This is a genomic window from Thermococcus aggregans (assembly GCF_024022995.1).
GTDB classification, from domain to species: Archaea; Methanobacteriota_B; Thermococci; order Thermococcales; family Thermococcaceae; genus Thermococcus_A; species Thermococcus_A aggregans.
Window position 1 is genome coordinate 1,712,335 of record NZ_CP099582.1, and the last position, 24,731, is coordinate 1,737,065.

Annotated in this window: 34 protein-coding genes and 2 pseudogenes; 12 read left to right on the forward strand and 24 right to left on the reverse strand. The window is 45.1% G+C overall.

The window, feature by feature from the left end; genetic code table 11:
• Positions 1-18: 18 nt before the first annotated feature.
• From NF865_RS09390 to NF865_RS09405, 4 genes are all read right to left on the reverse strand, one after another.
• Positions 19-426 carry a type II toxin-antitoxin system VapC family toxin gene (locus NF865_RS09390; protein WP_253304455.1) on the reverse strand — a complete coding sequence of 136 codons (408 nt, stop codon included), beginning with the start codon at positions 424-426 and terminating at the stop codon, positions 19-21.
• 24 nt (positions 427-450) lie between these two features.
• The gene (gene eif2g, locus NF865_RS09395; protein WP_253304456.1) at positions 451-1,683 is read right to left on the reverse strand and encodes a translation initiation factor IF-2 subunit gamma; all 1,233 of its coding nucleotides are present in this window, start codon (positions 1,681-1,683) and stop codon (positions 451-453) included.
• A 108-nt stretch (positions 1,684-1,791) separates the two neighbouring features.
• The gene (locus NF865_RS09400; protein WP_253304457.1) at positions 1,792-2,172 is read right to left on the reverse strand and encodes a 30S ribosomal protein S6e; all 381 of its coding nucleotides are present in this window, start codon (positions 2,170-2,172) and stop codon (positions 1,792-1,794) included.
• A 202-nt stretch (positions 2,173-2,374) separates the two neighbouring features.
• On the reverse strand, positions 2,375-2,701 hold the full coding sequence (locus NF865_RS09405; protein ID WP_253304458.1) for a hypothetical protein: 327 nt from the start codon (positions 2,699-2,701) through the stop codon (positions 2,375-2,377).
• Positions 2,702-3,042: 341 nt separating this feature from the next.
• On the opposite strand from NF865_RS09405, the gene NF865_RS09410 reads away from it, so the two are divergent.
• Positions 3,043-3,213, forward strand: coding sequence for a preprotein translocase subunit Sec61beta (locus NF865_RS09410; protein ID WP_152880575.1), 171 nt, complete (start codon positions 3,043-3,045; stop codon positions 3,211-3,213).
• On the opposite strand, the gene NF865_RS09415 is transcribed toward NF865_RS09410, so the two are convergent.
• The gene (locus NF865_RS09415; protein ID WP_253304459.1) at positions 3,210-3,866 is read right to left on the reverse strand and encodes a hypothetical protein; all 657 of its coding nucleotides are present in this window, start codon (positions 3,864-3,866) and stop codon (positions 3,210-3,212) included. The two genes, NF865_RS09410 and NF865_RS09415, sit on opposite strands and share 4 nt — an antisense overlap.
• A gap of 70 nt (positions 3,867-3,936) precedes the next feature.
• Here NF865_RS09415 and engB point away from each other — a divergent pair, with 70 nt between their 5' ends.
• On the forward strand, positions 3,937-4,509 hold the full coding sequence (gene engB, locus NF865_RS09420; RefSeq protein WP_253304460.1) for a GTP-binding protein EngB: 573 nt from the start codon (positions 3,937-3,939) through the stop codon (positions 4,507-4,509).
• Here the strand turns inward: engB and NF865_RS09425 are convergent.
• Entirely contained in the window at positions 4,481-4,945 is a 465-nt protein-coding gene (locus NF865_RS09425; protein WP_253304461.1) for an Lrp/AsnC family transcriptional regulator, read from the reverse strand. The two genes, engB and NF865_RS09425, sit on opposite strands and share 29 nt — an antisense overlap.
• 154 nt (positions 4,946-5,099) lie before the next feature.
• Between NF865_RS09425 and NF865_RS09430 the strand changes: the two genes are divergently transcribed.
• From NF865_RS09430 to NF865_RS09440, 3 genes are read left to right on the forward strand one after another with little or no spacing between them, the layout of a single operon-like run.
• A complete protein-coding gene (locus NF865_RS09430; RefSeq protein ID WP_253304462.1) occupies positions 5,100-6,173 on the forward strand; it encodes a Clp1/GlmU family protein in 1,074 nt (357 codons plus the stop codon).
• A 46-nt stretch (positions 6,174-6,219) separates the two neighbouring features.
• Positions 6,220-7,059 (forward strand): geranylgeranylglycerol-phosphate geranylgeranyltransferase, encoded by an 840-nt coding sequence (locus tag NF865_RS09435; RefSeq protein ID WP_253305657.1) that lies wholly within the window; start codon positions 6,220-6,222, stop codon positions 7,057-7,059.
• A gap of 4 nt (positions 7,060-7,063) precedes the next feature.
• Positions 7,064-7,444, forward strand: coding sequence for a ribonucleoside-triphosphate reductase (locus tag NF865_RS09440; protein ID WP_253304463.1), 381 nt, complete (start codon positions 7,064-7,066; stop codon positions 7,442-7,444).
• Between the two features lie 32 nt (positions 7,445-7,476).
• Here the strand turns inward: NF865_RS09440 and NF865_RS09445 are convergent, their stop codons facing one another.
• The 10 genes from NF865_RS09445 to NF865_RS09490 all read right to left on the reverse strand — a co-directional run bounded on the left by NF865_RS09445 (position 7,477) and on the right by NF865_RS09490 (position 14,746).
• Positions 7,477-8,280, reverse strand: a complete 804-nt coding sequence (locus NF865_RS09445) for an OB-fold nucleic acid binding domain-containing protein (RefSeq protein WP_253304464.1) — start codon at positions 8,278-8,280, stop codon at positions 7,477-7,479.
• Positions 8,277-8,645, reverse strand: coding sequence for a replication protein RepA (locus NF865_RS09450; RefSeq protein ID WP_253304465.1), 369 nt, complete (start codon positions 8,643-8,645; stop codon positions 8,277-8,279). Before NF865_RS09450 ends, NF865_RS09445 begins: the two co-directional genes overlap by 4 nt.
• A 1-nt stretch (position 8,646) precedes the next feature.
• Positions 8,647-9,708 (reverse strand): OB-fold nucleic acid binding domain-containing protein, encoded by a 1,062-nt coding sequence (locus tag NF865_RS09455; protein WP_253304466.1) that lies wholly within the window; start codon positions 9,706-9,708, stop codon positions 8,647-8,649.
• Between the two features lie 117 nt (positions 9,709-9,825).
• Positions 9,826-10,398 (reverse strand): SMC-Scp complex subunit ScpB, encoded by a 573-nt coding sequence (scpB, locus tag NF865_RS09460; RefSeq protein ID WP_253304467.1) that lies wholly within the window; start codon positions 10,396-10,398, stop codon positions 9,826-9,828.
• 139 nt (positions 10,399-10,537) lie between these two features.
• Positions 10,538-11,359, reverse strand: a complete 822-nt coding sequence (locus NF865_RS09465; protein WP_253304468.1) for an MBL fold metallo-hydrolase — start codon at positions 11,357-11,359, stop codon at positions 10,538-10,540.
• A 3-nt stretch (positions 11,360-11,362) separates the two neighbouring features.
• Positions 11,363-12,271, reverse strand: a complete 909-nt coding sequence (locus NF865_RS09470; RefSeq protein WP_253304469.1) for a hypothetical protein — start codon at positions 12,269-12,271, stop codon at positions 11,363-11,365.
• A gap of 50 nt (positions 12,272-12,321) precedes the next feature.
• Positions 12,322-12,795, reverse strand: a complete 474-nt coding sequence (locus NF865_RS09475; RefSeq protein ID WP_253304470.1) for a NifB/NifX family molybdenum-iron cluster-binding protein — start codon at positions 12,793-12,795, stop codon at positions 12,322-12,324.
• Positions 12,796-12,850: 55 nt separating this feature from the next.
• Positions 12,851-13,072: a hypothetical protein gene (locus tag NF865_RS09480; RefSeq protein WP_253304471.1), complete on the reverse strand. Its 222-nt coding sequence runs from the start codon at positions 13,070-13,072 to the stop codon at positions 12,851-12,853.
• Between the two features lie 59 nt (positions 13,073-13,131).
• Positions 13,132-13,704, reverse strand: coding sequence for a NifB/NifX family molybdenum-iron cluster-binding protein (locus NF865_RS09485; RefSeq protein ID WP_253304472.1), 573 nt, complete (start codon positions 13,702-13,704; stop codon positions 13,132-13,134).
• Positions 13,705-13,792: 88 nt separating this feature from the next.
• A complete protein-coding gene (locus NF865_RS09490; RefSeq protein ID WP_253304473.1) occupies positions 13,793-14,746 on the reverse strand; it encodes a radical SAM protein in 954 nt (317 codons plus the stop codon).
• Positions 14,747-14,817: 71 nt separating this feature from the next.
• On the opposite strand from NF865_RS09490, the gene NF865_RS09495 reads away from it, so the two are divergent.
• Both NF865_RS09495 and NF865_RS10520 read left to right on the forward strand, forming a co-directional pair.
• Positions 14,818-15,447, forward strand: coding sequence for a class I SAM-dependent methyltransferase (locus NF865_RS09495; RefSeq protein WP_253304474.1), 630 nt, complete (start codon positions 14,818-14,820; stop codon positions 15,445-15,447).
• A 22-nt stretch (positions 15,448-15,469) separates the two neighbouring features.
• Positions 15,470-15,592: pseudogene (locus NF865_RS10520) on the forward strand (Rossmann-like domain-containing protein); the annotation flags it as partial.
• A 44-nt stretch (positions 15,593-15,636) separates the two neighbouring features.
• Here NF865_RS10520 and NF865_RS09500 read toward each other — a convergent pair.
• From NF865_RS09500 to NF865_RS09510, 3 genes are all read right to left on the reverse strand, one after another.
• Complete coding sequence (locus NF865_RS09500) at positions 15,637-16,074, reverse strand: CGGC domain-containing protein (protein ID WP_253304475.1); 438 nt, start codon at positions 16,072-16,074, stop codon at positions 15,637-15,639.
• Positions 16,075-16,173: 99 nt separating this feature from the next.
• Positions 16,174-16,662 carry a tRNA (N6-threonylcarbamoyladenosine(37)-N6)-methyltransferase TrmO gene (tsaA, locus tag NF865_RS09505; protein WP_253304476.1) on the reverse strand — a complete coding sequence of 163 codons (489 nt, stop codon included), beginning with the start codon at positions 16,660-16,662 and terminating at the stop codon, positions 16,174-16,176.
• 209 nt (positions 16,663-16,871) lie between these two features.
• Positions 16,872-17,882, reverse strand: a complete 1,011-nt coding sequence (locus NF865_RS09510) for an AIR synthase family protein (RefSeq protein WP_253305658.1) — start codon at positions 17,880-17,882, stop codon at positions 16,872-16,874.
• Positions 17,883-18,271: 389 nt separating this feature from the next.
• On the opposite strand from NF865_RS09510, the gene NF865_RS09515 reads away from it, so the two are divergent.
• Together NF865_RS09515 and NF865_RS09520 are read left to right on the forward strand one after the other, a co-directional pair.
• Positions 18,272-18,859, forward strand: a complete 588-nt coding sequence (locus tag NF865_RS09515; RefSeq protein ID WP_253304477.1) for a NifB/NifX family molybdenum-iron cluster-binding protein — start codon at positions 18,272-18,274, stop codon at positions 18,857-18,859.
• Positions 18,859-19,065 carry a hypothetical protein gene (locus NF865_RS09520; RefSeq protein ID WP_253304478.1) on the forward strand — a complete coding sequence of 69 codons (207 nt, stop codon included), beginning with the start codon at positions 18,859-18,861 and terminating at the stop codon, positions 19,063-19,065. Before NF865_RS09515 ends, NF865_RS09520 begins: the two co-directional genes overlap by 1 nt.
• Positions 19,066-19,162: 97 nt before the next feature.
• On the opposite strand, the pseudogene NF865_RS09525 reads toward NF865_RS09520, so the two are convergent.
• The 3 genes and pseudogenes from NF865_RS09525 to NF865_RS09535 all read right to left on the reverse strand — a co-directional run.
• Positions 19,163-19,489: pseudogene (locus NF865_RS09525) on the reverse strand (hypothetical protein); the annotation flags it as partial.
• A gap of 114 nt (positions 19,490-19,603) precedes the next feature.
• The gene (locus tag NF865_RS09530; protein WP_253304479.1) at positions 19,604-20,035 is read right to left on the reverse strand and encodes a methyltransferase family protein; all 432 of its coding nucleotides are present in this window, start codon (positions 20,033-20,035) and stop codon (positions 19,604-19,606) included.
• Positions 20,036-20,038: 3 nt separating this feature from the next.
• On the reverse strand, positions 20,039-20,449 hold the full coding sequence (locus NF865_RS09535) for a NifB/NifX family molybdenum-iron cluster-binding protein (protein WP_253305659.1): 411 nt from the start codon (positions 20,447-20,449) through the stop codon (positions 20,039-20,041).
• A 72-nt stretch (positions 20,450-20,521) separates the two neighbouring features.
• On the opposite strand from NF865_RS09535, the gene NF865_RS09540 reads away from it, so the two are divergent.
• A complete protein-coding gene (locus NF865_RS09540) occupies positions 20,522-21,382 on the forward strand; it encodes a P-loop NTPase (RefSeq protein WP_253304480.1) in 861 nt (286 codons plus the stop codon).
• Positions 21,383-21,387: 5 nt separating this feature from the next.
• Complete coding sequence (locus NF865_RS09545; RefSeq protein WP_253304481.1) at positions 21,388-22,275, forward strand: nucleotide-binding protein; 888 nt, start codon at positions 21,388-21,390, stop codon at positions 22,273-22,275.
• On the opposite strand, the gene NF865_RS09550 is transcribed toward NF865_RS09545, so the two are convergent.
• A complete protein-coding gene (locus tag NF865_RS09550; protein ID WP_253304482.1) occupies positions 22,267-23,220 on the reverse strand; it encodes a radical SAM protein in 954 nt (317 codons plus the stop codon). The two genes, NF865_RS09545 and NF865_RS09550, sit on opposite strands and share 9 nt — an antisense overlap.
• Before the next feature lie 273 nt (positions 23,221-23,493).
• On the opposite strand from NF865_RS09550, the gene NF865_RS09555 reads away from it, so the two are divergent.
• Positions 23,494-24,402, forward strand: a complete 909-nt coding sequence (locus NF865_RS09555) for a radical SAM protein (protein WP_253304483.1) — start codon at positions 23,494-23,496, stop codon at positions 24,400-24,402.
• Here the strand turns inward: NF865_RS09555 and NF865_RS09560 are convergent.
• Positions 24,361-24,723: a helix-turn-helix domain-containing protein gene (locus NF865_RS09560; RefSeq protein WP_253304484.1), complete on the reverse strand. Its 363-nt coding sequence runs from the start codon at positions 24,721-24,723 to the stop codon at positions 24,361-24,363. The two genes, NF865_RS09555 and NF865_RS09560, sit on opposite strands and share 42 nt — an antisense overlap.
• Positions 24,724-24,731 lie beyond the last annotated feature (8 nt).

Genomic DNA, 24,731 nt, shown 5'->3' on the forward strand with positions numbered 1-24,731 from the left:
TATATACCTTTCTCTGCTTTAAGGGAGCATGCCTTCAAGTTCGAGAATCTTTTTTTGTCGCAAATAAACTACGGGAATCCCTTTTTCGCGAAGTTTTCTTTTTAGTGCCTTGTCATTAGTACATACTATTACGTTTGGCGTTTTTAATGCAAACTCAAGTATTTGCTGGTCTATGGGCTTCTCTCCAAACTTGCCTATTTCAATAGTGTTAAACTTTTCAGCAAGCTTTTTTGCCATTCTGAGAGCAATAAGGTCTTTCCCTCTAACCTTGCGCTCTATTACCTCAAGTTCCTCAAGAACAACATTTGGAATGAGTATTTCAAACTTTACATCGAGAATTCTATGGAGCTCACTTACTATATCAACTCCAAACTGACCTGGAATTAAAAGAAAATTTGTATCGGGGATAACAATCCACTTCCGCATAAAATCACCAAAAAAGGGAAAAGATCACTCCCTTATGAAACCATAACCGATAAGTCTCCACCTTGAGCCTACCTGCCTGCTGATTGCAACTCTCTCTCTAGGCTCTGCACATATTGGGATTTGCAACTTGAGCTCGATTTCATCCTTGCTCAACCCTGTTACGAGACCCATTGTTCTCGCTGTTCCTACGTTAAGAAGGAGTATCTCTTTTCTCTTTATTGGCTCTACTTTGAGTTCCTCTTCAGTTCCAACGACTCTCTCTAGGAGGTGCACCTCTAATCTGAGCTCCTCCCAAACTGGTGGAAGCTTGCCTGGTTTTCCGACAACGTTGCCAGCCATTAAGTCTCCCTTGGTCAAGAAAGGATCAAGCTTAGTTCCTACACCTACAAGTCCGCCGGGATACGCTTCCTCTACGAACCTTCCTCCTGCTTGAAGGGAAACTATTTCAGTGGTTATGGGTTCGTACTTTATTCTTCCATGCTCTTCATACGGAACTCCAGGCCTTATCTCAATCTCATCCCCAACTCTGAGCTTTCCTTGGACAATTGATCCTCCAATAACTCCACCTACGAGCTTTTCTGGGGGAGTACCTGGCTTGTTGACGTCGAAACTTCTCAAAACAAGCATTTTTGGTGGTTTGTTTGGATCCCTCTTGGGGGTTGGGATGAAGTCCTCTATGGCTTTTATCAGCACGTCTATGTTTGCTCCATGAAGGGCAGATATCGGTATTATGGGGGCATTTTCAGCTACAGTATCTTTAACGAACTCTTTAATCTGTCTATAATTTTCAATTGCCTGCTCCTTCGTTACAAGCTCGATCTTGTTTTGAGCGATTATTATGTTTTTATTTCCTATTATCTGCAGTGCCATTAAGTGTTCTCTCGTTTGAGGTCGTGGACATGGTTCATTTGCAGCAATGACTAAAATTGCACCGTCCATAAGGGAAGCTCCAGCCAGCATTGTGGTCATCAAGGCCTCGTGTCCTGGAGCATCTATAAAAGAAACTCTCCTCTCGAACTCGGTTTCGGCTCCACAATATGGACATTTTGGAGAAGTAGAATACCTTCCACAGCTAGGGCACTTTCTTATTTCAGCATCAGCAAAACCTATTTTGATTGTAATACCTCTTCTGAGCTCCTCGCTATGCGTATCTGTCCAAATTCCAGTTAGGGCTTTTGTTAGTGTTGTCTTACCGTGATCAACGTGACCAACCATACCGATATTGACTTCAGCCTGCTTAAACTTCTTCTTTGCCATTTTCCTCGCCTCCAAAATTAAGGGTTTATTCTCCCTTATTAACCTTACCACAATGACTTTTAAATTAATCGATTGAGACAAAAGATTAAAGAATTGGAGAAGAAATCTTCATGGGTAGACAATTTTAACGTTTATCTGGGCAATTTCAGGGCTTATTGTATTGCCCCTGACGGTTTTCTTCCTTCTTTCTCCCTTTTCCTGAGGCCTAAATCCTGGGCCTCTTGAGAGGAGAATTCTAACTCTTCTTGGCCCGTGAACATCGGGTCTCATAGGAAATCCGTCCTTATCCGTTCCACCGGTTATCTTGAGCTTAACATCAGCTGGGATTTCGCTTCCAAAGATTTCACTTAAGTTAAGTCCCAGTTCCTTGGCCTCTATTTCGTCCCCTATTTTAAGACCAATCAACTTATCTGCTTCGGCTCCACTAATCTCAACCTGCTTTGCGATACCGCTCTTTGGGTCTGATATTACAAGCTTAAATGTTGCCATTTCCTCCCACCTCCACGTTCATTAGCGGGATTCATTGGGTAAACCCCTTGTCCACCATGGGCTAAGCAACTTCATTTAAAAAGGTTTTCTTTATTTGAGTTAAGGTTGCCAAGTTAATACTAGAAGCCTTGTCTCGGGTAGGATTGAACTAGAATAACTTCGAAAATTAAAGTAAAAATATTAAAATAAAAACAGAACCGGCTCACTTATGAGCGAATGCAATAGCCATCTTCCATGCCCTAGCAACATAATCCGGGGTAGGTGGGTAACTTTGACTAACTTCAACTATCTCTGCTTCTTTTTTGAAGACTGGGAAATCTTCCATTATTTTTTCAAGTGTTTCCTTGTTTGGCGCTTTCCAAACAGTGTATGCGCCATCAGCGAAGTTATAGCTGGCTAAAAATTCTACTCCGTCGGGAAATTTTGTACCATCAACTAAAACGGATTCAAAGAATTTGGTGGCTTCCTTCATTGCATCTATCAGTTCTGTTTCGGGGTTCCACTTATGGGTTATGATATACATTGGCAATGCTTACACCTCCAAAATAACTTCCTGAGATATCTTATGGTGCCAAGGGAGCACACAAGGGAGAGGTAGAATTGTTTGGGGACTTTTCAAGATGCTCCACATCAACTACTTATTCCTCTCTCTAGCTGGGTTTTCAATTGTAACTAATGTTCTTGTTGTATTTAGGGGTTCCCATTATTAAATCAAAATTTAAGTGGCATTTAATTTTACTTAGAGCAACAAACCTTTTATTAAATCCATAGAAGCTTACACAATATCAGAAACTACTCCTGATAGCTGAAGCTTAATATCAAAACTTTTTTATATCCCCTTACTTTATCCCCTCAACAAGAGGTGAGAAAATGGCCAAGGAGAAAACCACATTACCCCCAACCGGTGCGGGTTTAATGAGATTCTTCGATGAGGACACAAGGGCAATAAAAATAAGCCCGAGAGGGGCAATAGCGATAGTTTTGATATTCGTAGCCATTGAAATACTGCTCAACGTGTTTGGTCACCAGATATTCGGCTAAAGGAGGGTTTTCTTTAATCCTCTTGCGTTTAATTCCTCGTTCACTATTTTTCTAACAACGTCTTCAATATATCCCTTAACGAGGGTCTCAACATCCGCTTTTATCTGGTCTATATCATGTCTTAGTCCTTCCAAGAGCTTTATGTACTCTTTTGCCATTTCAAGCTGTCCTTCTTGTCTTATAAGCTGTTCTTTTAGGTGTTCAAAGTCTTCTTTGAGAACTTGAAGCCTCTTTAGTTCTCTTGTAAGTTCATCAATTTGCTTAATTAGCTTTGAGTTCTCCTCCTTCAGCTCTGCGATAATTTTCTCTTTGTGCTCTAGCTCCTTCACTAGGCTGTTGTATTCCGAAGCTATATGATGGAGCCTCTCTATTTCCCTTAGTGGTGGAACCTGTCCATTTCCTAGTATTATAACATCTGAGCCGACGCTGACAATGTCGGTGGGCTTAATTCTTATCTTTTTTTCGCTTGAGAACATGCCCGGCTGAAGTTCACCGCTCTTGCTTATGTTCTCCAGGGGTTTGATTTTTAGAAGGAAGTAAAACTGATCTTGGTCGATCTCTACATTAATATCTGTTACATAACCGAGTATCTGACCATCGGTCAATGAAACCACAAACTTATTAATGAGTTGAGTTCCCTGTTGATTCTCCATGGTAACCACCTAAGAAAGATTTTTGAAGTTACTCTACTTAAGCCTTTCCGAGATAAAAGGGTGATAACCAATGATAATCTTTGTTGGAAGGTCAAATGTTGGAAAAAGCACGCTGATATTTAGGCTTACTGGGAAGTATGTTAAAAGGGGTAAGAGGCCAGGAGTGACGAGAAAACCAGTAGAGATAGGATGGCGAGGAAAAACAATAGTTGACATGCCTGGTTTTGGTTTTATGAGCGGTGTCCCAAAACATGTTCAAGAAAAGATAAAAACTGAAATAGTGCGTTTTATAGAAGACAACGCCGATAAAATTGAGCTTGCTGTTCTGGTTATAGATGGAAAGAGTGCTCTTGAAATAATTGAACGGTGGGAGAAGAGAGGGGAAATACCAATCGATGTCGAGTTCTTCCAGTTTCTCCAAGAGCTTAACATACCAACCATAGTCGCAGTTAACAAGATGGACAAAGTGAAAAACCTAAATGCAACCATAAATCGTCTTATAGAGAAGTTTGGACTCGATGGAACGTGGGAAGATTATAAAGATGTTTTTGTACCAATATCAGCAAAATTTGGGACAAATTTGGATCAACTTAGAAAAGTGATAGAAGAAAAACTCAGAGAGTCTCAAGGACGACGTGGGTGATTGTCTCTTTAACGCCATCAAGAGAAGCTATCTCTTCAAGTATTTCATCAAGCCTTGTTTTATCTGCCTCAACAATAAGGTCTATGTCACCAGTAACTCTATAAACGCGCTTAACTTTGAGCTTTTTGATTGCATCGTAAACGGCTTTTCTTTTGGTCGGTTCAATTCTAACAAAAATAAAGACATCCCCTTTCTTTTCTCCTAGGAACTCCAGCGCCTTGTCTGTAAGGTCTATGAACCCTCTGCCTGTCCTTATGTATCCAAGCTCCTTGAGAGCTTTGAGGTGATTGCTCAAAGCCTGCCTTGTTATTCCCAGTTCTTCTGCTATTTCATCCTGAGTTTTTTCGACGGTATGTACTTCTATGGTTTTTCCTTCTTTGTAAAGCTTTTTGAGCAATTCCACTTGCCTTGATGTAAGTGCAGTTTCGTTATTCATTTTTACCACCTCTTCTTTGGTCATTTTCCCAATCCCGACTCAGATTTAGTTTAGTACTTTAATAAACCTTTTGGTCTTTGTAAACTGATTCCTCTACTTGGTTACTCTATGTTCCGGAGTTAACTTTTTAATTGTTTCCTTTTTACTTTTAACCATGAACAAAGCAAAGTACACCCAAGAAGTTCCAGAGGACAGAAAAGAAGTTCTTAAGATTATTCAAGAAGCAAAAAAGCCTCTTAAAATCATGATATTGGGTGGAGTTGATAGTGGAAAGACTACCCTAACGGTATATCTTGCCAATGAACTTCTTTCTCAAGGGTTTAGAGTAGCGATTGTGGATAGCGATATCGGGCAAAAAGGTATTTTGCCGCCTGCTGTTATAAGCCTTGGATTTCCCGAGGGCATTTTCACATCCCTGGAGGAGATAAGGCCTGTAAAGCATTATTTTGTCGGTACGATAACTCCGAATCAGTTTTTTGGTGAGATGGTGACTGGAGTTGGGCTTCTCGTTAATGAAGCAATTAAAAGAAAAGCCGATGTCGTTATAATCGACACTACCGGCCTAGTCCACGGTTCTGGGGTTGAGCTGAAGAGAATGAAAATAGAAATAACCAAACCCGATTTGATATTGGCTTTGCAAAGAAAAAACGAGCTTGAGGACATTCTGAAGCCTTTCGAAAGCAAAACAAGGGTTATTAGGCTGGAGATCAGTGAAAATGCAAGACTCCACACAAGAGAGGAAAGACGAGATATAAGGCGAGAAAAATGGAAAAAGTATTTTGAAAACTCCAAAGAATATGTTTTGGATCTTAGAAAGTTTTACATCACTGGAACTCTGATGTTTCAAGGAAGAGAGATAATTGAAGAAGAAAAGAGCATCTTGGAGAACCTTTTCAAATGGATTGTTTTTTATGGAAGAAAGATTATTGACAAATATTTTGTTGTAAAAGCCGACATCGGAGCTTTCCCAAGAAGCTTTGATAAGAACATTATGAAAGCCATAGATCTTGAGAATTTAAGCAATCTTATCGTTGGTTTTATAGACAAGAATGGTTTTTGCTTGGGGCTTGGGATTCTGAAGCTGATAAACTTTAAAGAGCTCAAAGCTCATGTTGTGACTCCACTAACTGAAGCCGAGCTTAGTAACGCCGTTGAAATAAGATTTGGGAGAATTAGGGTAAGAGAAGACGGAGAGGAACTTGGACTTTTAAACAGAGATGCTCTTTAGAGAAAGCTTTTTAACCGCCTGTCAATTTTAGTATTAGGTGTGCCTAATGGAAGCCAAGGGGTTCGTGGAAATTCTGAGGCCAGCAAACTGCATTGTAGCTGGTTTGGTTGGAATCCTAGGTGCTACTGTAGCATTAGGGAGTCTCCCCAGTTATGAAAAAAGCTTGATGATTTTCCTTGTGGTGTTCTTAGGATGTAGCTGGGGCAATATCATCAACGATTACTTTGACTATGAGATTGATAAAATCAACCGACCTAATAGGCCACTTCCTAGAGGAGCTCTATCAAGAAAAGCTGCCCTTGTTTATGGGCTATGTTTAGCTGTGCTAGGGCTTTTGATAAGTTATATGCTCAACCTTTGGGCATTTTTATTTGCCCTTGGAGCTTATATCCTTATGTACTTCTATGCCTGGAAGTTAAAGCCCGCTCCATTTGTTGGAAATCTTACGGTGGCAGCTCTTACTGGAGTTACTCCCCTCTATGGGGCTGTTGCCGTGGGTAAGATTGGCCTTGCCGGTTATCTTGCACTTTGTGCATTTTTAGTGAATGTCGCAAGGGAAATATTCAAAGATATAGAAGACGTTGAGGGAGATAAAGCCCATGGGGCCAGAACCCTGCCTATTATCTGGAGCATTGAAAGAGCTTCAAAAGTGGGAGTTCTATTTAGTGTCGCTACTGTGATTGCTTCGTTCTTGCCAGTAAAAGCCGGAATTGGCCTTGGGTACCTCCCCATAATAGTGGTAGATGGAATAATTTTGTTATCTTCATACGAAATTTTAAAAGACCCCTCTCCAACTACTGCTGGAAGGGTCCAGAGAAAGTTGAAGGTTGCCATATATTTGGCGGTGTTCAGCTTTTTGTTGGGAGCGTTAACAAAGGGGGTGTGAGGTTATGGAATTTAAAGACCAAATTAAAGGCAAACTGGCTGATGAAAAATTGTGGACGGTCATCACTTTCAAAACTCCCTATGGCCCCGGAGACACCATGGACATCCTCGTAAACACTTTAGAAGAGCTAGGCTGGGAAGTTGTGTTCAAAGCCAACTGGTGGACTGCAGATGTCCCCTATGGGGTTATTAGAATAGACATCAGGCAAGGGGAAAAGGAAAAGATCGTGCTCGGAAGGTGGATACTGAGCAACAAGTGCGAGCTTTTAAAAATAGAAAGCATGGATCTGGAGAGAGGTAAAAATGAGTTCTACAGGCTCGTGGATGGCATAACCTCAACTCTAATCCATGACCCAGTGATTAGGACAATGAGAGAGCAGTACTGATTTTTTCCATTTTAAAATTTTAAAAAAGGAGGCTATTCAAGTATCTGATAATAGCCAACTTCTGGTTCGAAAATTTCTCCCTCTGCAAGAAGGGATCTGATAGCTTCTTCCACTGTTTCTGGATCGTATTTGTCTTGGAGTTTTCTTTGAATGAACTTGAGTGAAACTGCAGTGCCCTTTGATCTGAGTATCTCCAGCACGGCCTTCTTGACTTCTTCAAGGTCTTTGCTGGATTCCTCGGCTTCTTCTTCAAATAGTTCTTCCTCAAAAGCAGCCTCTTCAGCTTTTTGTTCCATTATTATGCCGTAAAGCTCGTCTATTGTGCTGAGCAGGTCTTCGCTGATTCCCTTGTTCTTTGCAATCACCTTGGCCTTTGCGGTAACTCCGTAGGTGTTGTATATCTCAAATGCAAGCCTGGCTTTTTTAATGTGCTCTACCTTGTCCCTAAGTGCTTCGTAGCGGTGAAGTATCCACATATTGGGGTCAACTTTACTAACTCCCTCAACCAGTATCTGCTTGTCGTCTCTCCACTCTGCTATTTTTCCGATCAGCTGAACCATGTCGCCCCTCTTTACTAAGCGGATGAACTTTGTGTCATCTCTAAATCCGAGAACCCATATTACGCCAGTTCCATCATCCACTTGGAACTTTCCATATGTTTCGTCTTCTGCGATTATGGGCTCTCTAACAACAGTTCCCACTATTTTTGCCCTGTATATCTTCCTTGCATCCTTTGTGATAAGGTAATTAGGCTCAAAATCACCTTCACTCTTAACGTAAAATCCCTCTAGGATGTCTTTTATGTAAACCCTCGTTGAAGGTAATCTCTTTTTCATTCTAACCACCACACAAGAGCGTTTTCGAGCTTGGGCAAGATTTTCTTCTCAAGTTCTTGAATCTCCTCCAGGTAGTCCAGATTTACATTGCTGAAATCCTGAACTACCTCACCATAGATGTGCACTTTCTCGTTTCTAATGACCCTACCAATTACTCTCACCGTCTGTCCAATTTTTGGCAAAATGTTCTCCTCACATTCAATTGCAATCACTCCCGTCCCATCATCGAGCCAAAAGATGTAATCTATTTTGTCAACTTTAACAACCTTGCCGACTAATGAAACCCTAACATCTTCTGGAGTTATCTCGGCAATTTTCTTTTCAACTGCAGGCCTTCTTCTCCTAATTTGAGGAACTTCTTCCATATCACTCTACCTCCTTCAAGAGTTCCCTCCTGACTCTTTCGATTTCTCTTTCGTAATCAATCTCATCCCAAGAAGAGGCCTTCAGGATAAGGCCCAAGAACCTGTCCTCAACGACGTTTCCTCTAACTATTATCTCCTTTCCAAGAACGTGGTAGAACTCTTCCTCTGCTAACTTTCTTCCAGCTTCCCTCATGGTTAATCCGCTGTTTACAAACTCTTTAAGCTTCTCGCTGATATCCTCTGGCTCAGCCCCAAGTATTTCTACTACATCATCTCCAAAGAGGGTAACCCTTATGTAGCCCGTTGAGTCGTCAAGACCGAAGTCTAATATAGTGGCTTTGATCGGTTTGACTTCACCGTGCTCTATACATACCCAGGTTTCAGTTGCCGGGTCATAATCAACTTTTCTCCTGCACTGGGGGCATGCATCGTATGCTATGATTCTGTAAAGCTTTGCTATTGTGCCCCTCACTTCGACGAACTTGTCTCCACCCATTAACTCTCCTATGTTCTTTCTTGTGTAGTTGTAGCTCCTAACTTCTTCAAGCGGTGGGATTTCGTTGACTCTTGGATCCTCAGGGTTGATTATCACCCTACTCCTAAAATTAACGTGGAGCTCCGGAAGTCCCCTAAGGCTCTCCCTTACATCTGCGTTTATAATCTTGACCACTGTGCCGGGCTGAATCTCATCGTAATATTTTGCAACCTCGGAGTCCCATAAAACAACTCTTGCCCTTCCAGTATTGTCGTAGATTAGAAGTGCAGCAACTCTGCCTTTTGAACCATCTCTTCTGGTGTACTCTCTAATAGGATACTTGCGCAAAACTCTGCCAACCACGTTTATGTTTCTCATTCCGGGAACCAGATCGGATATATGGATTAGAGCAGGCTCCTCTTCTTCGGTTTCTACTCCAAGCTGTTCTGCCAAAAGAAGTGCAGCCGCATGTTCGGATATCTCATTAGCTTGAGCAATCTCTTTGATTTTATGCTCTATCTCCTCCAAGCCCATCCCAGTTTTTTTCCTTATCCTATCCACAATCTCTTCTTTTGTTATAACCCTCATATACACTCACCTGAATAGTAATTCGCAGAACAGGTATTTAAAGTTTTTGAATCTTCAATAGACCTCCCAAATTTCTTCATAGTGCAGAAAAAGAAAAACGAGGAGTATAAGAAATTACTACTCGACGTTTTTCTCTTTTTGTTGCTTCTCTATTTTTGCTATTAAGTCGGCATACTCGGCATGAACAACCTTCTTGAACGCCTCTTTAATTATCAGGGGATCGTTCTCGGGAAATCCGTACAGTTCTGCAAACTTCTGTGTTGTTCCGAGAATCTTAGTTCTCTCATAGGGTTCCGCATAAATGAGGCCCATTCCCAACAGGCGCTTTATGTGCTCGTAGGCTTGGCTTCCCCTTAGTTTTATCAGTTTGCTCTGTTCTATGGGCTGGAGGTATGCTATCAATGCGAGGGTCTTGAGTTCTCCAGTTCTCAAGTCTGGTTTCGGCATTAAATGGACAACCCTCTGGGAATACTCCTGCTTAACCTGCATTACGTATTTATCCCCAAGGACTCGAACAACCTCTATGGCGCTCTGCCTTTCAGCATATTCAGCAGCTATAAGCTCGATAAGCTTTTCAAGGTAGTCAAGGGATTTTATCCCCAAAGCTTTCGACAGCTCTTTAAGGCTCAAAGGCCTCCCCGCTACAAATAAAGCCGCTTCAACTAAAGCCTTGTCTTCAATTAACCCCATAATCTTCACCCGAAGCAGATAATTTTTAAGCTGTGAGTTATTTGCCGTCGCATCTTATATTGGTTTCGCATTAGTAGTTTTCATATATGGGAACGTAGAATCCTTTATCTATTATGCTTCTCTTTGTCTTCAAGCCAAGTCACTGGGCAAAGTTGACCTCTTTTCCAACGTGTAAGGGCTCCACTTTGTCCCCAAAGGCACTCATAAATGCACAAATTCCATCAAACCCAGTGCAGTGGCCGGGGTAGAGCTTCTTAATTCCAAAAGTTCTAATGCCCCCAACTGCATCTTCCAGGACACTTCTTTTGGCCCCGCTTAGATGAAATCCACCCAACAAGGCAAAAATCGGCTTATCAATAAGCTTTCTTGAGTGCTCCACTATGTTTAGAATACCGCTGTGACCGCAACCGCTTATAACGACTGTTTTGCTCCCAAGCTCAATGAACAATGCCATATCATCCCTTAGAGGGTCTTTTACCAGTTTTTCTCCGCTCATAATGTAGCCAACTGCCCTATCCCAAGTTCTTCTTTCTATTTCACCGCTCGTATAAATTTCATCAAATATCCTAACGGGCTTCTCTTTCAGTATAAAGTTCGCTCCGAGTTTTTCCAAGTGTTCTTGCGAAAAGGGGATTCCAATCTCCCTGCGCTTGGGTTTCAATGCAATCCTCCTCAGGAAGACGTCAGGATGAGCGTAAATGTCTATGGAGCTTTTTCTCGCCTTTAAAAACTCTTCCAGTCCACCAGTGTGGTCATAATGACCATGTGTGAGGAACACCGCATCAACGTCCTCAGGCGAAATATCGAGAGCGTTCATATTGTGAAGCAAAATCTTTCCATCACTTCCGGTATCTACCAAAATACTCTTTCCTTTGTGTTTAACTAAAACTGAAAAGCCGTGGGCACCAAAAAGGCCCTTCTTAAACCCGGCGTGATTTTCAAAAAGCACTGTAATTTTCATTTCTCATCCCTCAAACGGGAGCTTTCCAAACTCGCCCTCTAAGGTTTGCGTTGTTCTCCATATAAACGCTCCCTCCTCTTTAAGAACATGCTTTCTCATATCGCCCTGAGGAACACCATTCGCTTCGTAGATTATGCTCTGCAAATCTGGATCGTTGTACAGCACTAAAGTTAGCCCAGGTATGTTGAGAATATTCTCCACAACGTATTTCGAGCCCAAAACCGTAACCCTTCCCCTCATGGGCTGGGTCAATAGAGGAAGGGTAGCACTCCCTGGAGTTGTGTAAAAGAGAACTGCCGCATCGTCAATTCCAATCAACGTGTTTCTCCTATCTCTAATTGCTGCTGCGAGAATTAAAACTGCCATTCCAGCAATACTTATGCTGTATGTTTTTCCGAAGTCAACTAAAATGCTCTTACCGAGCTCCGGAGGCTCGCCTTCAAAAAAGGTCTCGTCAAGGGGAGTGTAAACTTCCCTTATGACTTCTCCGTAGTGTTCTTTTGACTTCGCTGCATCTTTTACGCTCTTGACTTTTCCCTCTAGGATGTCAGCGTAGAGCTTATCTGTGAGAGAGCGATCCAATCCATATATGGTTTGAATTATCGTAACGGCAGTGTAAAAGTCCTTTAAGAGACCTTTTTCGACCATCTTTATGGGATCAAGACCTGTGGGCTTGTTATCTTCTATTTTTATTACGGTGTCGAATTTCTCCTTGGGGTACTTTCCCTGCGTATCAAAGAAAATCAACCCGTAGTCTTTTTCAAGAAATTGGTCTCCTATGTATTCGATAACTCTTGAGGGGTTATCATCGATGCCAAAAATCTTCAGAGTTCTGCCGTGGTAGGCCGGATCATAGTATATCTCTTTTTCTTCATGTTTCAAAATCTTCACAGCAAGTTTGCTATACTTCATAAAGTCCACCGAAAATAATAGGGGGAACGGTTTTCTCTCAATTAAAGAGTTTACCACCCACCTCTTCCCTGTCCTCTTCCGCCGCCCATTCCACGGCCCATGCCTCTACCTCTTCCCATGCCGCGTCCCATCCCTCTACCCATGCCTCTGCCGGATCCGACCCCACCGCCTTCGGGGCCGAAAAGGGCTTGGGTGAGCTCACCCCTAAGGAAAGCTTCTACTGCCTCTCTAACGGTCATCGTGGCTGGGGCAGAGACCATTCTTATGCCTGCGGCCTGAAGCACTTGAGCAGAATTTGGCCCGAACTGACCTGCTATCACCACGTCTGCTCCTTGGTCTATGACGAACTGGGCCGCGGTGATACCTGCTCCCCTAGGCTGGCTGTAACCCGGGTTCTGGACGACCTGGACGTTTGTTATCTCACCCTTCTCGACGTCAACTATAGTAAAAGTGGGCGTCCGCCCAAATGCCAGGTTCACCCTGTCGTTGAGTCCTCCGTTTACAGTTGAGACTATAATCCTCATTCACGTCACCTCCAGATGAATTAGGAAAGCCGAACTTAAAAAAGTTTGCATAAGCTCAAAATGGCCTTCCCCATCCCCAGAAGCGGCGCCCTATGAACGACCTAAGGAGCAGGAGTACTACCAGTCCTAGGGCATAGGGGAGTGCCACGATGAAAAGCTTGAACAGAAAGTACAGGATTCCTAACAGGAGTAGCAGGTCAATTATGCCGTAAGCACCACCGAATGGATAGAATCCGTATCTCTGCCTGCCGTATCCCCTCCCTATTCCTCTTGGCATTCTTATTCCTCCGGTACGTTCTTAAAGCTCGCATTCATAAGAGATAAAAAAGAAAGGCCTCACCACCAGCCGTAGAGCCAGCGGAGGGTTCTTCTGCTGGGCTGGCCTGTCCAGGGGCAGTAGCCGAGCCTCGCGCCCCAGCCTCTTCCTCCTCTGCTCCATCCACGGCCGAAACCTCTGCCTCTTCCCCAGCCGCTACCGCGGCCCCAGCCTCTGCCCCAACCTGGGCCGTAGCCGTAGGCGGGAGCCGGTGCTGTTGGTGTCGCCGGGGCAGGCGGCGCTGGAACTGTGAACTGGCTGACACTTCCGCTGACCACAGCCTTTATAGCCTCCTTAACGGGGGTTCCTGGTGCTACTTGGTAGAGCTTTATCCCTGCCGCCTGGATTGCGCCAAGAGCGTTTGGGCCGACCTGTGGTGCTACTATTGCCTCGACGCCCTCGTTGATGAGGGTTTGGACAGCCATTGATCCAGCCCCTCCTCCTGCCATAGCGGCACTGTTCTGTATGACCTTGCTGTTGATAATGTTGCCTTTTTCATCAACGTCCACTATGAGGAATGTTGGAGCTCTGGCAAAGACAGGGGCGACAGTATCCTCAAGTCCACCACCATTAGTTGGTATCGCGATCTTCATCTTTACCACCTCACTTTTGTTCTATTATTTTGTGCATATGCACAATATTTAAAGTTTTCGGTTACCCTAACATTCAGACAACCATGTCTCACCGCGTTTCTCTGCTCTTCAGCTGCCTCATGTAGAACTTCTTTCCTTCATATTCCAGCTCTATGAGCTTATTTTCCCGAATCAGTTTTTCGATGATGCTCCAGTCGGCGTTCGCCTTCCGCAGGAACTCTCTTACGGCGTCTTCCCTCATTGGGTGAACGGCGGTGATGCTGAGTAAATCTTCCTCCACGTTTCCTGTAAATGCGAATGCGTTCCCCTCGTAGCCTATGAGGTACTCAACATGATCTTCGCCGAGGGCTTTGCTGAAGGCCTGAAAAGCCCTGTTAATGACCTCCTCTCTCGCGGGCCTCACCCATGGCTCGGCCGGGGGCCTGGTGGGGACGGCTATGTAGGCCGTGTCCGGCTTTAGCTCCTTTAAAAATTCTGCTATCCGCTCGAACTCATCTCCGTAGTCCACGTTGTCTATTAACATGGTTTCAGTCACGAGCTTTCCTCTGAACTCCTTCCTGAACTCAAGCATTCCCTCAAGGATTTTCTCCAAGCTCAGGCTCTTGTGGGGCCTGTCAATCTTTCTCCACAGGGCCTCGCTGACGGCGTCCACCTTCAGCGAAACAAAGTCCAGCTTGAGAAGGTCTTCCCTCACGTCCTCGCGCCAGATTAAAGAAGCGTTTGTGAGGGCGGCTAACTTTATCCCCAGTTGCCTGAGGAGGTCTACCTCCCTTCCGAGGTTGACATCGAGTGTTGGCTCTCCGTCGGGGACGAATGTTATGTAATCAATTTCTTCTCCCCTTTCCAAAGCTTCGTTGACTTTCTCAGAGACTTCCCTGAATATCAGCTCCGGGTCGTAGAAGGCCCTTCTCTCGATTTCCATCCTTAAAGTTCTTCCAATCTGGCAGTAAACGCAGGCGTAGGTGCAGACCTTATCGGGAATGTTGTTCACTCCGAGGCTCCTCCCGAGCCTTCTTGAGGGGACGGGACCGAATGCTATCATGTTACCACCGAAATTAGGTTGACCTAAAAGCGTATAAGGTTTTTGAGCCAATTCCTCTATGGGATCACAGGATGCCAAAAACAGAACCCTTTGAGAAGTTCAGGGAGAGGTACGAAGCATGGTTCGAGAGGCACCGACACGCTTATCTTTCCGAGCTTGAGGCTGTTAGGAAGCTTTTGCCAAAGGAAGGAAAGGGGGCAGAGATAGGCGTCGGAACTGGTCGCTTTGCGGCACCGCTCGGAATAAAGCTAGGCGTTGAGCCTTCGAAGGCCATGGCAGAGATAGCCAGAAAGAGGGGTATAGAGGTTATCGAGGGAACGGCAGAAAACCTCCCCTTCCCAGATGAAAGCCTCGACTACCTCCTGATGGTTACGACGATATGTTTCGTTGACGATCCTGAGAAGGCTTTACGCGAGGCCTACCGCGTCCTGAAGCCAGGTGGGGCACTCATAATAGGCTTTGTTGACAGGAACAGCCCGATCGGGCAGGAATACGAGCGAAACAAAGAAAAAAGTGTTTTCTACCGTGAGGCTAGGTTCTTCTTCACGGATGAACTTCTGGAACTGCTCAAGAAGGTCGGCTTCAGGAAATTCGAGATAGTTCAGACTCTCTTCCACAGACTCGACGAAATTAGAGAAGTTGAGCCCGTCAAGCCGGGCTATGGTGAGGGGAGCTTTGTGGTAATAAATGCCGTGAAGTGATGGCTATGTTGTTCCTGGAGATAAGCTCGTTGACTTTGGCTTTGCTCTACCTTACACGTGGGTTCTCGTCGAGGGTGAAAGAGGAAAGGCGCTCGGCGTGGCAATGGTCTGCCTAGGGCTTCAAAAAAGAGAAACAGAAAGTATGTAGTGGAAGTGTTATGATCTACGAGGTGTAGTATGTCTGTCTTTTTAGTCGTATTTCTTTCTCGTTTCTTCGTCGCAGATGACGTACTTTAGTTTTTCATCCCAGTCGGGTGAGTCCCACGTGCCCAGAGCCTTGTGGGTCGTGTAGTATTTCTGCGGAATTGGGTGGGTTCCAAGGACGACCTTGAGGCCGTACTTCTCCTCGATGAACCGCTTGAAGTAGTCTATCCAGGGGCACGGGGGATAGCCCACCAGAAAGCCCGTCGCGAGGTGGATAACCTCGGCACCGTTCTTTTTCATCTCCGCCGGGGCGTATTCAATGTTCCCGCCGGGGCAGCCTCCGCAGGTTGTATATCCAACAACCTCGACCTCTTGGTTCTTGTATATGCTGAAGGCCCCTTCGCGCTCTCTCAGCGCCCTGAAGCACTTGCCGCCCGCACAGGTGCGGTAGCGGTCGCAAATTATAATTCCAATCTTCACCATTTTCGACATCTCCCTAAATGCTCATAACATACTTCACAAAAAGTTGGCTTAAAGTTTTTGTATACCCTTTGTTCAACTGTGAATCATAGAGATAGTGTGTTATTCCTCCACAAACCTGCCGTCGTCTCTGGCCTTTGGAAGCTTGTGAACTTTTCTCTCCAGCCAACCCGTTCTCTCGACGTTTCGTACGTCAAACTCTGGCACGTATGGCTTTATGTCGAGTAGTGGCGTCCCGTCAACGATATCAACGTCTTCGATGTGGAGCACGTTTCCCTCGACGCTGAGAAGCCTCACTATCGAGAGACCTACCGGGTTTGGCCTGCTCGGTGCGCGGGTTGCGAATACTCCGTGCTCCTCATCGTCCATGTACGGCCTGACGAGGAGCTTTCCGGGCTTCGCAAGATGGAAGTGGTAGATCAGTATAATGTGCGAGAACCCTTCGATGTCTTTCAATCCCTGTGAGTACTCCGGGAAGACCTCAACGGTTCCCTTAATCCCCCTGGCTGCAGAGGGCTGTATTGGAATGCCCTTCGGCTCCTTGAACGGGCTGTGGATGACTCCGATGAAACGGTACGTTACTTCCCTCATTTTCTTCCCTCACTTATGTTTGGTGGAGAAGTTTAAAACCCTTCCAGCGATACCTTGTCGTGGGGGATAAAAACAGGGGGCAGATTATGCGCCTCGTCGTCCTTAACGAGAACGTGCCCCCAAGAGTCTTCTCAACGATTGGGGCTGGAGCGTTTTAGTTGGGGGAAAGCACCGCCTCCTCTTCGACGCGGACACGACGGGAGAGGAGGTTAACTTACTCTTGGGTAAATCTCCCACAGCCTAGCGAGCTCATCCCTCTCAGGTTGAGGATTCTTAATCCTCTCTACTCCCCTGTCTCTGTGGATCAATACTTCAGCCCCTCCTTCCCTCACTTCACCTATCTCCGCATACTTAATGCCTAACCTGTTCATCACCTCCCTAACCCTCCCAGCCCTTTCCTTAGGTACTGTGAATACCAACGTTCCAGAGCTAATCATCCATAAGGGATCAAAGCCTAGAGCCTCGGCAAACGCCTTAGTCTCCGGCCTGATGGGGATTCTGTCCTCCCAAACCTCGATGGTTTTATTTGATGCTGCGGCTAGCTCGGCCAGCGCCTCTGCGACCCCCCCTCTCGTCGCGTCATGCATCGCTGTTACTGCCTTAGCCTCTGATAGGGCCAGCGCTTCCTTAACCACGCTGATCTCGTCCATGAATGTCTCGGCCCTCCTAATCAATTCCTCGCTCACACCTTTCTCAAGCAGCACGTCTCTGAAGTCACTTGCCAAGATGGCTGTGCCTTCAATACCTGCGCCCTTGGTTATGTAGACCGAGTCTCCCACCCTTGCCCCTGCAGAAGTGATCACCTCGCTCCTTAAGCCAATGCCTATAGCTGTAACCACCACTATAGGCCTTAAGGAACCCACTGCGTAGCCCGTATGCCCACCTACGACAGCCACATCCAACTCCTTTGAGGCATTGTCGATGTCCTTGGTTATCTCATCAATCATCCTCTCATCCCACCTCTCAGGCAACAGGATGGTGGGCAAAATCCACCTTGGCCTCACACCAGCTGTGGCCACGTCATTGCACGCAATGTTTACGGCTAACCACCCAATCCTCCTTAAAGCACCAACTATGGGGTCGCAGTGAGCGACGATAGCAATATTGTCGCCGGCAGACATCACTGAGACATCGACACCCTCGCGAGGCCCCACGAGGACGTCATCCCTTCTCGATCCAGTTCTCCTAAACACGTACTTCCTCAGAAGATCTCCCGGCACCTTACCCAAGTCAATCACCCCGGAAGTAGTTGTTCCCTCAATACAAGCCTCACTGCTGTGGCCTTATTAATTAATGAGTGTTATGCCGAGATATATGTCGAAGCTCTCGCTTTAAATCTTTCGTAGAGCTGATTTGTGGGTATGTGTGAAGACCCTACGTGGTGGCCAATCTTCTCTTTAGCAGAATCTTTGGTTCCTCTTTTCCTTAATTTCTCGAAGTGAGGTTATATAAGATCGTGAAGAAGCTTTTTAACATTAACAGCCTTTCAATACATCATGCTCACTCTTCATGCCGCTACAAACACTTCACTACTATTTTGACACTCTTCCCAAATTTGTCCAATAAAATTTTTAACTTTTTTTGCATATGCACATAATGAGGTGATCTCATGAAAATTGCAGTACCAAGTTCAAAAAGTGGAGGATTAGAAGACACAGTTGCAGCAGTTTTTGCGAGGGCTCCTGTGTTTACAATCATCGATGTTGAGAATGAAGAGATAAAGAACGTGAAGGTAATTCAAAATCAGGCTATGAATGTTCCAAGTGGGGCAGGCCCAATGGTTGTGCAAATGCTCATTAAGGAAGGCGTTAATGCAGTAATTACTCCTCAACTTGGCCCTAATGCAATGGAGGCTCTTCAAGCTGCGGGAATTAAGGTTTACACATTTCCACCGGGAACCCCAATAAAGGAAGCTGTTGAAAAGATAAGCAAAGGCGAGATTCCACAACCTTTCCAGGCCCCACCACAAGCATACTATCCACCTCAACAATCTCAAGCCCCACCCACTCCTCAGTCACAAGCTTACTATCCTCCATTCCCAATGCCAGCAAGACCACTGATACCAGAACCACCAAGGCACAAGGAGTGTATCCACTATAAAGAGGGCAAGTGTGAATTTTGGAACCTCCCAGTTCATGCTGACGATCCTGCTTGCCCATTTTTCATCCCAAAAAATGCCCCTTGGAGGTGGTGGTGATGCCGTGGGGTTGGGGCTGGTATTGGTGGAAGCCCTGGCCTGGAAGAGGTCCATTCAGCTGGCTCCCACCGTGGCTAAGGCCAGGATGGATCTTTGGTAGAGGCGCCTGCTGGTGGCTCTTTAGAGGACCATGGGGTTATTATGCATGGCTTAGAAGCTACTATCCCTACTACTACCCCTGGTGGGGTTACTGGTGGGATTGGTGAGCCTTTTCCCAATTTTTTGCTAGATTTGGGCCAAAAAAGATGAAGCAATTAAAATGGCAAATGAAGATTAACTTTCTGCAGGCTTCTATGTTTGTTTTTAAAGACTTTGTTTCTTTAGAATGGAAAAATTTGGATACTGTTGGGATAATTGGGGCATCACCTCCGAAACCATTCGGCAGCATCACCATGCGACCCACCAAACCGAGAGTGAACCCGAACAAAATTATACCAAAAAGCAAACAGAAGAAACAAATCCCTGAACCTTCCTCCAGTCCCTACTCCTGAAATTATTCCAGAAATGCTTTGTTCGCTCCTTAACAGTCCTAAACCAGCGCTCAATACTGTTCCTTAGCCCGAAAGTCATGTGAACAAAATCCAACCCCAGAGACTTAAAAGAAGACTTGTACCACTTTGCCCTGTCAACTTAAAGAGCTCCCTTCCCCCCGAGGAGCAGTAACGAGTGTTGTACTTTTCTCATCATCCTCCCGTAGTCAAAGTCTTTTTAAGTGGCGGGAGCATAGGAGTGAAGGAAAGAAGCTCAAACTCTGGGTAGAAATCGAGAAGTTCTTTTCGTGTGCTCCCTCCACTCATCGTCGAACCTCTCCTCCAGGGCTTTCTCTTCCTCTCCTATAATCCTCATCACGACCGTCCAGTAAACCACGAGCAGGCCGAGCATGAAACCTCCGATAACGAGGGAAAATCCCGGCAGTATCAGAAGGCCCCAGATTGAGTAGATTGGGTGTCTAACTCTGGAGTAGCATCCACTTGTGAGTAATTCTCTCCTGCGATAGGCCCTTGAAATCTGGGTGTAACAGAAGAGCCAGAGGGCGATGCCCACGGCGACGAGAAGCGCTCCGATGGTGGGTAGCCTTGGAGTCCAAACTCCGCAATATGAGTTCAGGTAGAACGCAAGGAGGGTGTAGGGGAAAGCAAAAAGGAAAACCTTGGGCACTATCCCCAGGAACACCATCGCTCACTCCTCTATCGGCGGCTTTTCGGCGTTCTTTGCCTGTACTTGGCTGTAGAGGTCGTCGAAGTTCTCAACGATACGCTGAAGGGCAAGCTTTAAGTCCCTCGTCCTCGTGAAGAACGCCACTTTGTTAGTCTTGTCTCTAATTTTCAAAAAGTTCGGTCCCATTCTAAATGCCGCTAAAACGTCAACGTCGAGGAGTTGGCCCACAACCGCCTTAAACTTCCTCGGGTCGCCATGACTTTCGTCGTGTTCCTCTTCGAGGTCTTTGGCCTTGTTGGGCCTCTTCTCAATGAGCCTCACGCTTCCATCTTCGCAAACTTCGTATATCGCAAAGAACTCAGAGTCGCCATAATGTGCATCTACGAGCGTCTCGTCGTCCTCCATTCCAAACGCGACCTTAAGGCACCTCACTTTATCCCTCCATATTAGCATATGCACAAAATTTTTAAACTTTTAGGTTTCCCTAACTCTGGAGGTGACGAAATGCAGATAGCTGTGAGCGGAGGTAAAGGGGGAACGGGAAAATCAACAGTAGCAGTCAATCTTGCGATAGCTTTACGGGGATATTTTGACTTAGCTCTGGCTGATCTCGATGTTGAGGCGCCAAATGATCACATCCTTCTTGGAGTTGAACTGCAAAACGAGGAACCTGTTAACATGTTCATGCCCCGTTTTAATTATTCGAAGTGTATAAAGTGCAGAAAATGTGCTGAAGTTTGTGAAGAAAACGCAATAATCACTATGAAAGACGGAACTCCATTCTTAATGCCCACGCTGTGTTCTGGATGCAGGGCTTGCGAGATAGTCTGTCCTGTTACTGGAGCAATATTGGAAGGTCAGAAACTTATAGGACACACCTATATTACCGAGACCCCTTACGAGTTTTCTCTGGTTACTGGGAAACTGCTGGAAGGGGAAGAGAGAGCAATGCCCATTGTAACTGCAGCAAAAAGGAGGGCCCGCTCTCTTAACAAGGAGCTTTTACTTGTAGATACAGCTGCAGGCACAAGTAATACCGTCTCTAAGGCACTAGAAGATTCAAAGCTCCTCATAGCGGTCACTGAGCCTACTCCACTAGGCCTTCACGATTTGGCTCTTATTCTTGAACTTGCTAGACTAATGAACATAGAAGCGTGGGTCGTGATTAACAGAAGTGACCTTGGAGAAAAAGAGGGAATAGAAAAGATTGCACAAAAATACAATGCCGAGATAGTCGCAGAAATCCCATATAGCGAAGCCATCATCAGGAGTTATGTTAAAGGGGAACCTATAGTTCTAGCCGATAGCAAAGAAGCGGAGATCTTCAAAGATCTTGCTGAAAAGATAGCCAATTATATGGGGTGATTGAGATGCAGATTGCGATAGCGAGTGGAAAAGGTGGTGTTGGGAAATCGAGCGTTGCCGCTTCACTCATATATCTGCTCAAAGATGGGTATTCCTTGATAGCTGTTGATGCTGATGCCGATGCTCCCAACCTGCATCTGCTCTTCGGCGTTGAAAGATGGGAAGAAAAAAGAGAAATTATAGGTGCGAAAATTGCAAAAATAAACAGTGAAACATGCATAAAGTGCGGTATCTGTGCCGAGAGATGCCCTTACGACTGTATAAAGCTCGTTGATGGGGTTTATAAGGTCAACGAGTTAACTTGTGAAGGCTGTGGAGTTTGCAAGCTAGTATGTCCCGTGGAGGGCGTGATTACATTAGAAGAAGTCCGCTCAGGTATAATCCAAAAGACAACGACTAAATATGGCTTTCCATTAATTTCAGCCCAGCTTGACGTAGGGAGACCAAACAGCGGAAAGCTTGTTACAGAAGAGAAGGAATGGGCCAAGAGAATTATGAAAGAGGAAGGAATAGAGCACATGATAGTAGATTCCGCTGCGGGTATAGGGTGTCAAGTTATAGCAAGTCTTGGCGGTGCAGATGTAGCAATCCTCGTTGCGGAACCGACCCCGGCATCCCTAAGCGATGTAAAAAGGGTCTACAAAGTTGTTCAACACTTCAGGGAACCGGCATACCTAATAATCAACAAAGCGGACTTAAATCCTGAATTCAAGGGCCTATATGAATTTGCAGAGGAAGAGGGAATACCAATAATTGGTGAGATCCCTTACGACAGAGCAGTTCCGAAAAGCATGGCAATGCTTAAGCCTGTGGTGGAGGCGTTTCCAGAGTCAAAAGCGTCGAAAGCCCTCAGAGAGATTGCGGAAGTAGTTAAAGAGCAAATATTAAGGTAGCTCCCGGCTTTTCAATTTTCTCATATAAAACCTCCTTCCTCTATATTCAAGTTCTATCAGTTTTCCCTCATCTACAAGCTTTTCCACAACACTCCACTCGGCGTTAGCTTTCTTCAAGAGCTCTCTTAAGGCATCTTCACGCATTGGATGAACTGCAGTGATGCTGAGTATATCCTCCTTCACGTTTCCTGTGAAGGCAAAGGCATTGCCCTCATATCCTATAAGGTACTCAACCCTCTCTTCCCCAATCGCATCGGCAAAGGTTTGGAAGGCCACGTTGATAACCTCCTCTCTAGCTGGCTTTACCCACTTTTCCCAGGGAGGTCTGGTGGGAACCGCTATGTAAGCTATATCTGGTTTTAATTCCCTTAAAAACTCGGCAATTCTCTTAAACTCCTCTCCATAGTTTATACCATCGATGAGCATAGTCTCAGTCACGAGCTTGCCATCGAAGTCTTTTCTAAACTCAAGCATTCCTTCAAGGATTTTGTCGAGTCTCAGGCTCCTGTGTGGGCGGTCTACTTTTCTCCACAGATCCTCACTTACCGCATCAAGCTTTAGGGAAACAAAATCGAGCTTTAGAAGATCTTCTCTAACGTCCTCTCTCCATATAAGGGATGAGTTCGTTAAAATGGCCAGAGGGATGTTGAGAGCTTTTAACATCTCTATTTCCTGCCCGAGGTTTGCATCTAATGTAGGCTCACCATTGGGAACGAACGTGAGGTAATCTATTCTCTCTCCTTTTTCCTTTGCTTCCCAAGCTTTTCTTTTAACCTCCTCAAAGACCAATTCTGGAGGATAAAAAGATCTCCTTTCAATTTCCATCTTTAGAGTTCTCCCAATCTGGCAGTAAACGCATGCATAGGAGCAGACTTTGTCTGGAATGTTATTTATCCCTAAACTTTTACCCAACCTTCTCGAAGGCACGGGACCGAAGGCTATCATATCATCACCAGAATTAGGTTAACCTAAAGGCGTTTAAGGTTTTTGGAAACTTTCATTAATATTTATGTCCAAATAACTACTGTCATGACAAAATGCAAATTATGTGGTTATGAGTCTGAAGAGATCAGTGAATCAATCGGAGTATGCGTCAACTGCTTAAGAACAAAACCACAAAAAGCCTTAGAAATTGCAAAAGAATCTCACAAAAAATGGAGAAAACTTATAGGCCTCCCCATTGAGCCTCCCAAAAATGGAGTTAAGTGCTCCCTTTGCGTGAATGAATGTGAGATCCCAGAGGAAGGCTCTGGTTACTGCGGGATAGTATGGAACAAGGGTGGAAGATTAATCCCAATAACTGGAAGCTATGATCATGCATATCTCCATTGGTATCTCGATCCCCACCCAACAAACTGCGTTGCAGGGCCCGTTTGTCCAGAAAAGAATCATAGAGGGTTTTACAACTTGGCGGTTTTCTTTGCTGGCTGTAACCTAGATTGTCTTTTCTGTCAGAACATGGAGCACAAGTACATGATAAAAGACGGGAAAATGGATCCTTTTGAAGGGATCATCATGAGCTCAAGGGAGCTAGCAGATATAGCAATGAGGAGTAAGGTATCATGTGTGTGCTACTTTGGTGGCGATCCCACTCCACATAGTCCCTATGCGATCAAAACATCCAGAGAAATCCTAAAGCGGGCAGAAAAAGTAAAGAGTATAAAACGAATCTGCTGGGAAACAAATGGGCTTGAAAACCCCAATATAATTCACGAGATGGCAAGACTAAGCCTTGAAAGTGGTGGAATAGTTAAGATCGATTGGAAAGCTTATACGCCAAGTGTCTACGAGGCTTTAACGGAAATTAATGGAGAGAAAGCCCTTCAGAGAATAAAGGAAAACATAAGGGTTATATCATCAATGGACGAAAGAGAAGAGCCGCCCCTACTGGTTGTAAGCACGCTAGTGGTGCCCCATTACATAGATGAAGAAGAGGTCAAGGGAATAGCGAGGTATCTCTCCCGCATAAACCCCTACATCCCCTACATTCTTCTGGCGTTTGCTCCTCAGCATTTAATGCACGACGTCCCAGCCACAAGCAAGAGACAAATGGAGAGGGTTTATACAATCGCTAGAAAAGAAGGGCTAAAACGAGTCTTCATCGGTAACTTCTGGCTCTTGAGATGATTTAGGGACTTCGTTTCCCTGAGCGAGAATTATGAGCTCCCTCCCCTCAACAAGCATCTGGGCAACTTTCTTCCTTGCAGATGTTAAAGCTCTCCACACTGTGCCCCTTGAGACTCCCATTCTCTGCCCAGCTTCCTCTTGAGTTAAGCCTTCGTAATCCACTAACCTTAGTGCCTCAAACTCCTCATAGGTCATGAAAACTGGCGGCTGTGGTGGGCCAAATGGTGGTTTAGCAGGATAGAAGTGCCTAACCTCTGGAATAAATCCTATAAATCGCATTTTTCGTTTTCTCCCTCGTCTCCAACCCATCCCGCGCGGCATTTTAACAC

Bases quoted from the DNA above. Each gene is read 5' to 3' on its own strand.
- NF865_RS09540 (WP_253304480.1), top strand. From the start codon at position 20,522: ATGCAGATAGCTGTGAGCGGAGGTAAAGGGGGAACGGGAAAATCAACA.
- engB (WP_253304460.1), top strand. From the start codon at position 3,937: ATGATAATCTTTGTTGGAAGGTCAAATGTTGGAAAAAGCACGCTGATA.
- tsaA (WP_253304476.1), bottom strand. From the start codon at position 16,662: ATGAGGGAAGTAACGTACCGTTTCATCGGAGTCATCCACAGCCCGTTC.
- NF865_RS09520 (WP_253304478.1), top strand. From the start codon at position 18,859: ATGCCGTGGGGTTGGGGCTGGTATTGGTGGAAGCCCTGGCCTGGAAGA.
- NF865_RS09390 (WP_253304455.1), bottom strand. From the start codon at position 426: ATGCGGAAGTGGATTGTTATCCCCGATACAAATTTTCTTTTAATTCCA.
- NF865_RS09415 (WP_253304459.1), bottom strand. From the start codon at position 3,866: ATGGAGAATCAACAGGGAACTCAACTCATTAATAAGTTTGTGGTTTCA.
- NF865_RS09450 (WP_253304465.1), bottom strand. From the start codon at position 8,645: ATGGAAGAAGTTCCTCAAATTAGGAGAAGAAGGCCTGCAGTTGAAAAG.
- NF865_RS09490 (WP_253304473.1), bottom strand. From the start codon at position 14,746: ATGATAGCATTCGGTCCCGTCCCCTCAAGAAGGCTCGGGAGGAGCCTC.
- NF865_RS09475 (WP_253304470.1), bottom strand. From the start codon at position 12,795: ATGAGGATTATAGTCTCAACTGTAAACGGAGGACTCAACGACAGGGTG.
- scpB (WP_253304467.1), bottom strand. From the start codon at position 10,398: ATGGGGTTAATTGAAGACAAGGCTTTAGTTGAAGCGGCTTTATTTGTA.
- NF865_RS09485 (WP_253304472.1), bottom strand. From the start codon at position 13,704: ATGAAGATCGCGATACCAACTAATGGTGGTGGACTTGAGGATACTGTC.
- NF865_RS09530 (WP_253304479.1), bottom strand. From the start codon at position 20,035: ATGGTGTTCCTGGGGATAGTGCCCAAGGTTTTCCTTTTTGCTTTCCCC.
- NF865_RS09430 (WP_253304462.1), top strand. From the start codon at position 5,100: ATGAACAAAGCAAAGTACACCCAAGAAGTTCCAGAGGACAGAAAAGAA.
- NF865_RS09560 (WP_253304484.1), bottom strand. From the start codon at position 24,723: ATGCCGCGCGGGATGGGTTGGAGACGAGGGAGAAAACGAAAAATGCGA.
- NF865_RS09440 (WP_253304463.1), top strand. From the start codon at position 7,064: ATGGAATTTAAAGACCAAATTAAAGGCAAACTGGCTGATGAAAAATTG.
- NF865_RS09455 (WP_253304466.1), bottom strand. From the start codon at position 9,708: ATGAGGGTTATAACAAAAGAAGAGATTGTGGATAGGATAAGGAAAAAA.
- NF865_RS09495 (WP_253304474.1), top strand. From the start codon at position 14,818: ATGCCAAAAACAGAACCCTTTGAGAAGTTCAGGGAGAGGTACGAAGCA.
- NF865_RS09470 (WP_253304469.1), bottom strand. From the start codon at position 12,271: ATGAAGTATAGCAAACTTGCTGTGAAGATTTTGAAACATGAAGAAAAA.
- NF865_RS09465 (WP_253304468.1), bottom strand. From the start codon at position 11,359: ATGAAAATTACAGTGCTTTTTGAAAATCACGCCGGGTTTAAGAAGGGC.
- NF865_RS09480 (WP_253304471.1), bottom strand. From the start codon at position 13,072: ATGCCAAGAGGAATAGGGAGGGGATACGGCAGGCAGAGATACGGATTC.
- NF865_RS09550 (WP_253304482.1), bottom strand. From the start codon at position 23,220: ATGATAGCCTTCGGTCCCGTGCCTTCGAGAAGGTTGGGTAAAAGTTTA.
- eif2g (WP_253304456.1), bottom strand. From the start codon at position 1,683: ATGGCAAAGAAGAAGTTTAAGCAGGCTGAAGTCAATATCGGTATGGTT.
- NF865_RS09435 (WP_253305657.1), top strand. From the start codon at position 6,220: ATGGAAGCCAAGGGGTTCGTGGAAATTCTGAGGCCAGCAAACTGCATT.
- NF865_RS09515 (WP_253304477.1), top strand. From the start codon at position 18,272: ATGAAAATTGCAGTACCAAGTTCAAAAAGTGGAGGATTAGAAGACACA.
- NF865_RS09545 (WP_253304481.1), top strand. From the start codon at position 21,388: ATGCAGATTGCGATAGCGAGTGGAAAAGGTGGTGTTGGGAAATCGAGC.
- NF865_RS09445 (WP_253304464.1), bottom strand. From the start codon at position 8,280: ATGAAAAAGAGATTACCTTCAACGAGGGTTTACATAAAAGACATCCTA.
- NF865_RS09500 (WP_253304475.1), bottom strand. From the start codon at position 16,074: ATGGTGAAGATTGGAATTATAATTTGCGACCGCTACCGCACCTGTGCG.
- NF865_RS09410 (WP_152880575.1), top strand. From the start codon at position 3,043: ATGGCCAAGGAGAAAACCACATTACCCCCAACCGGTGCGGGTTTAATG.
- NF865_RS09425 (WP_253304461.1), bottom strand. From the start codon at position 4,945: ATGAATAACGAAACTGCACTTACATCAAGGCAAGTGGAATTGCTCAAA.
- NF865_RS09400 (WP_253304457.1), bottom strand. From the start codon at position 2,172: ATGGCAACATTTAAGCTTGTAATATCAGACCCAAAGAGCGGTATCGCA.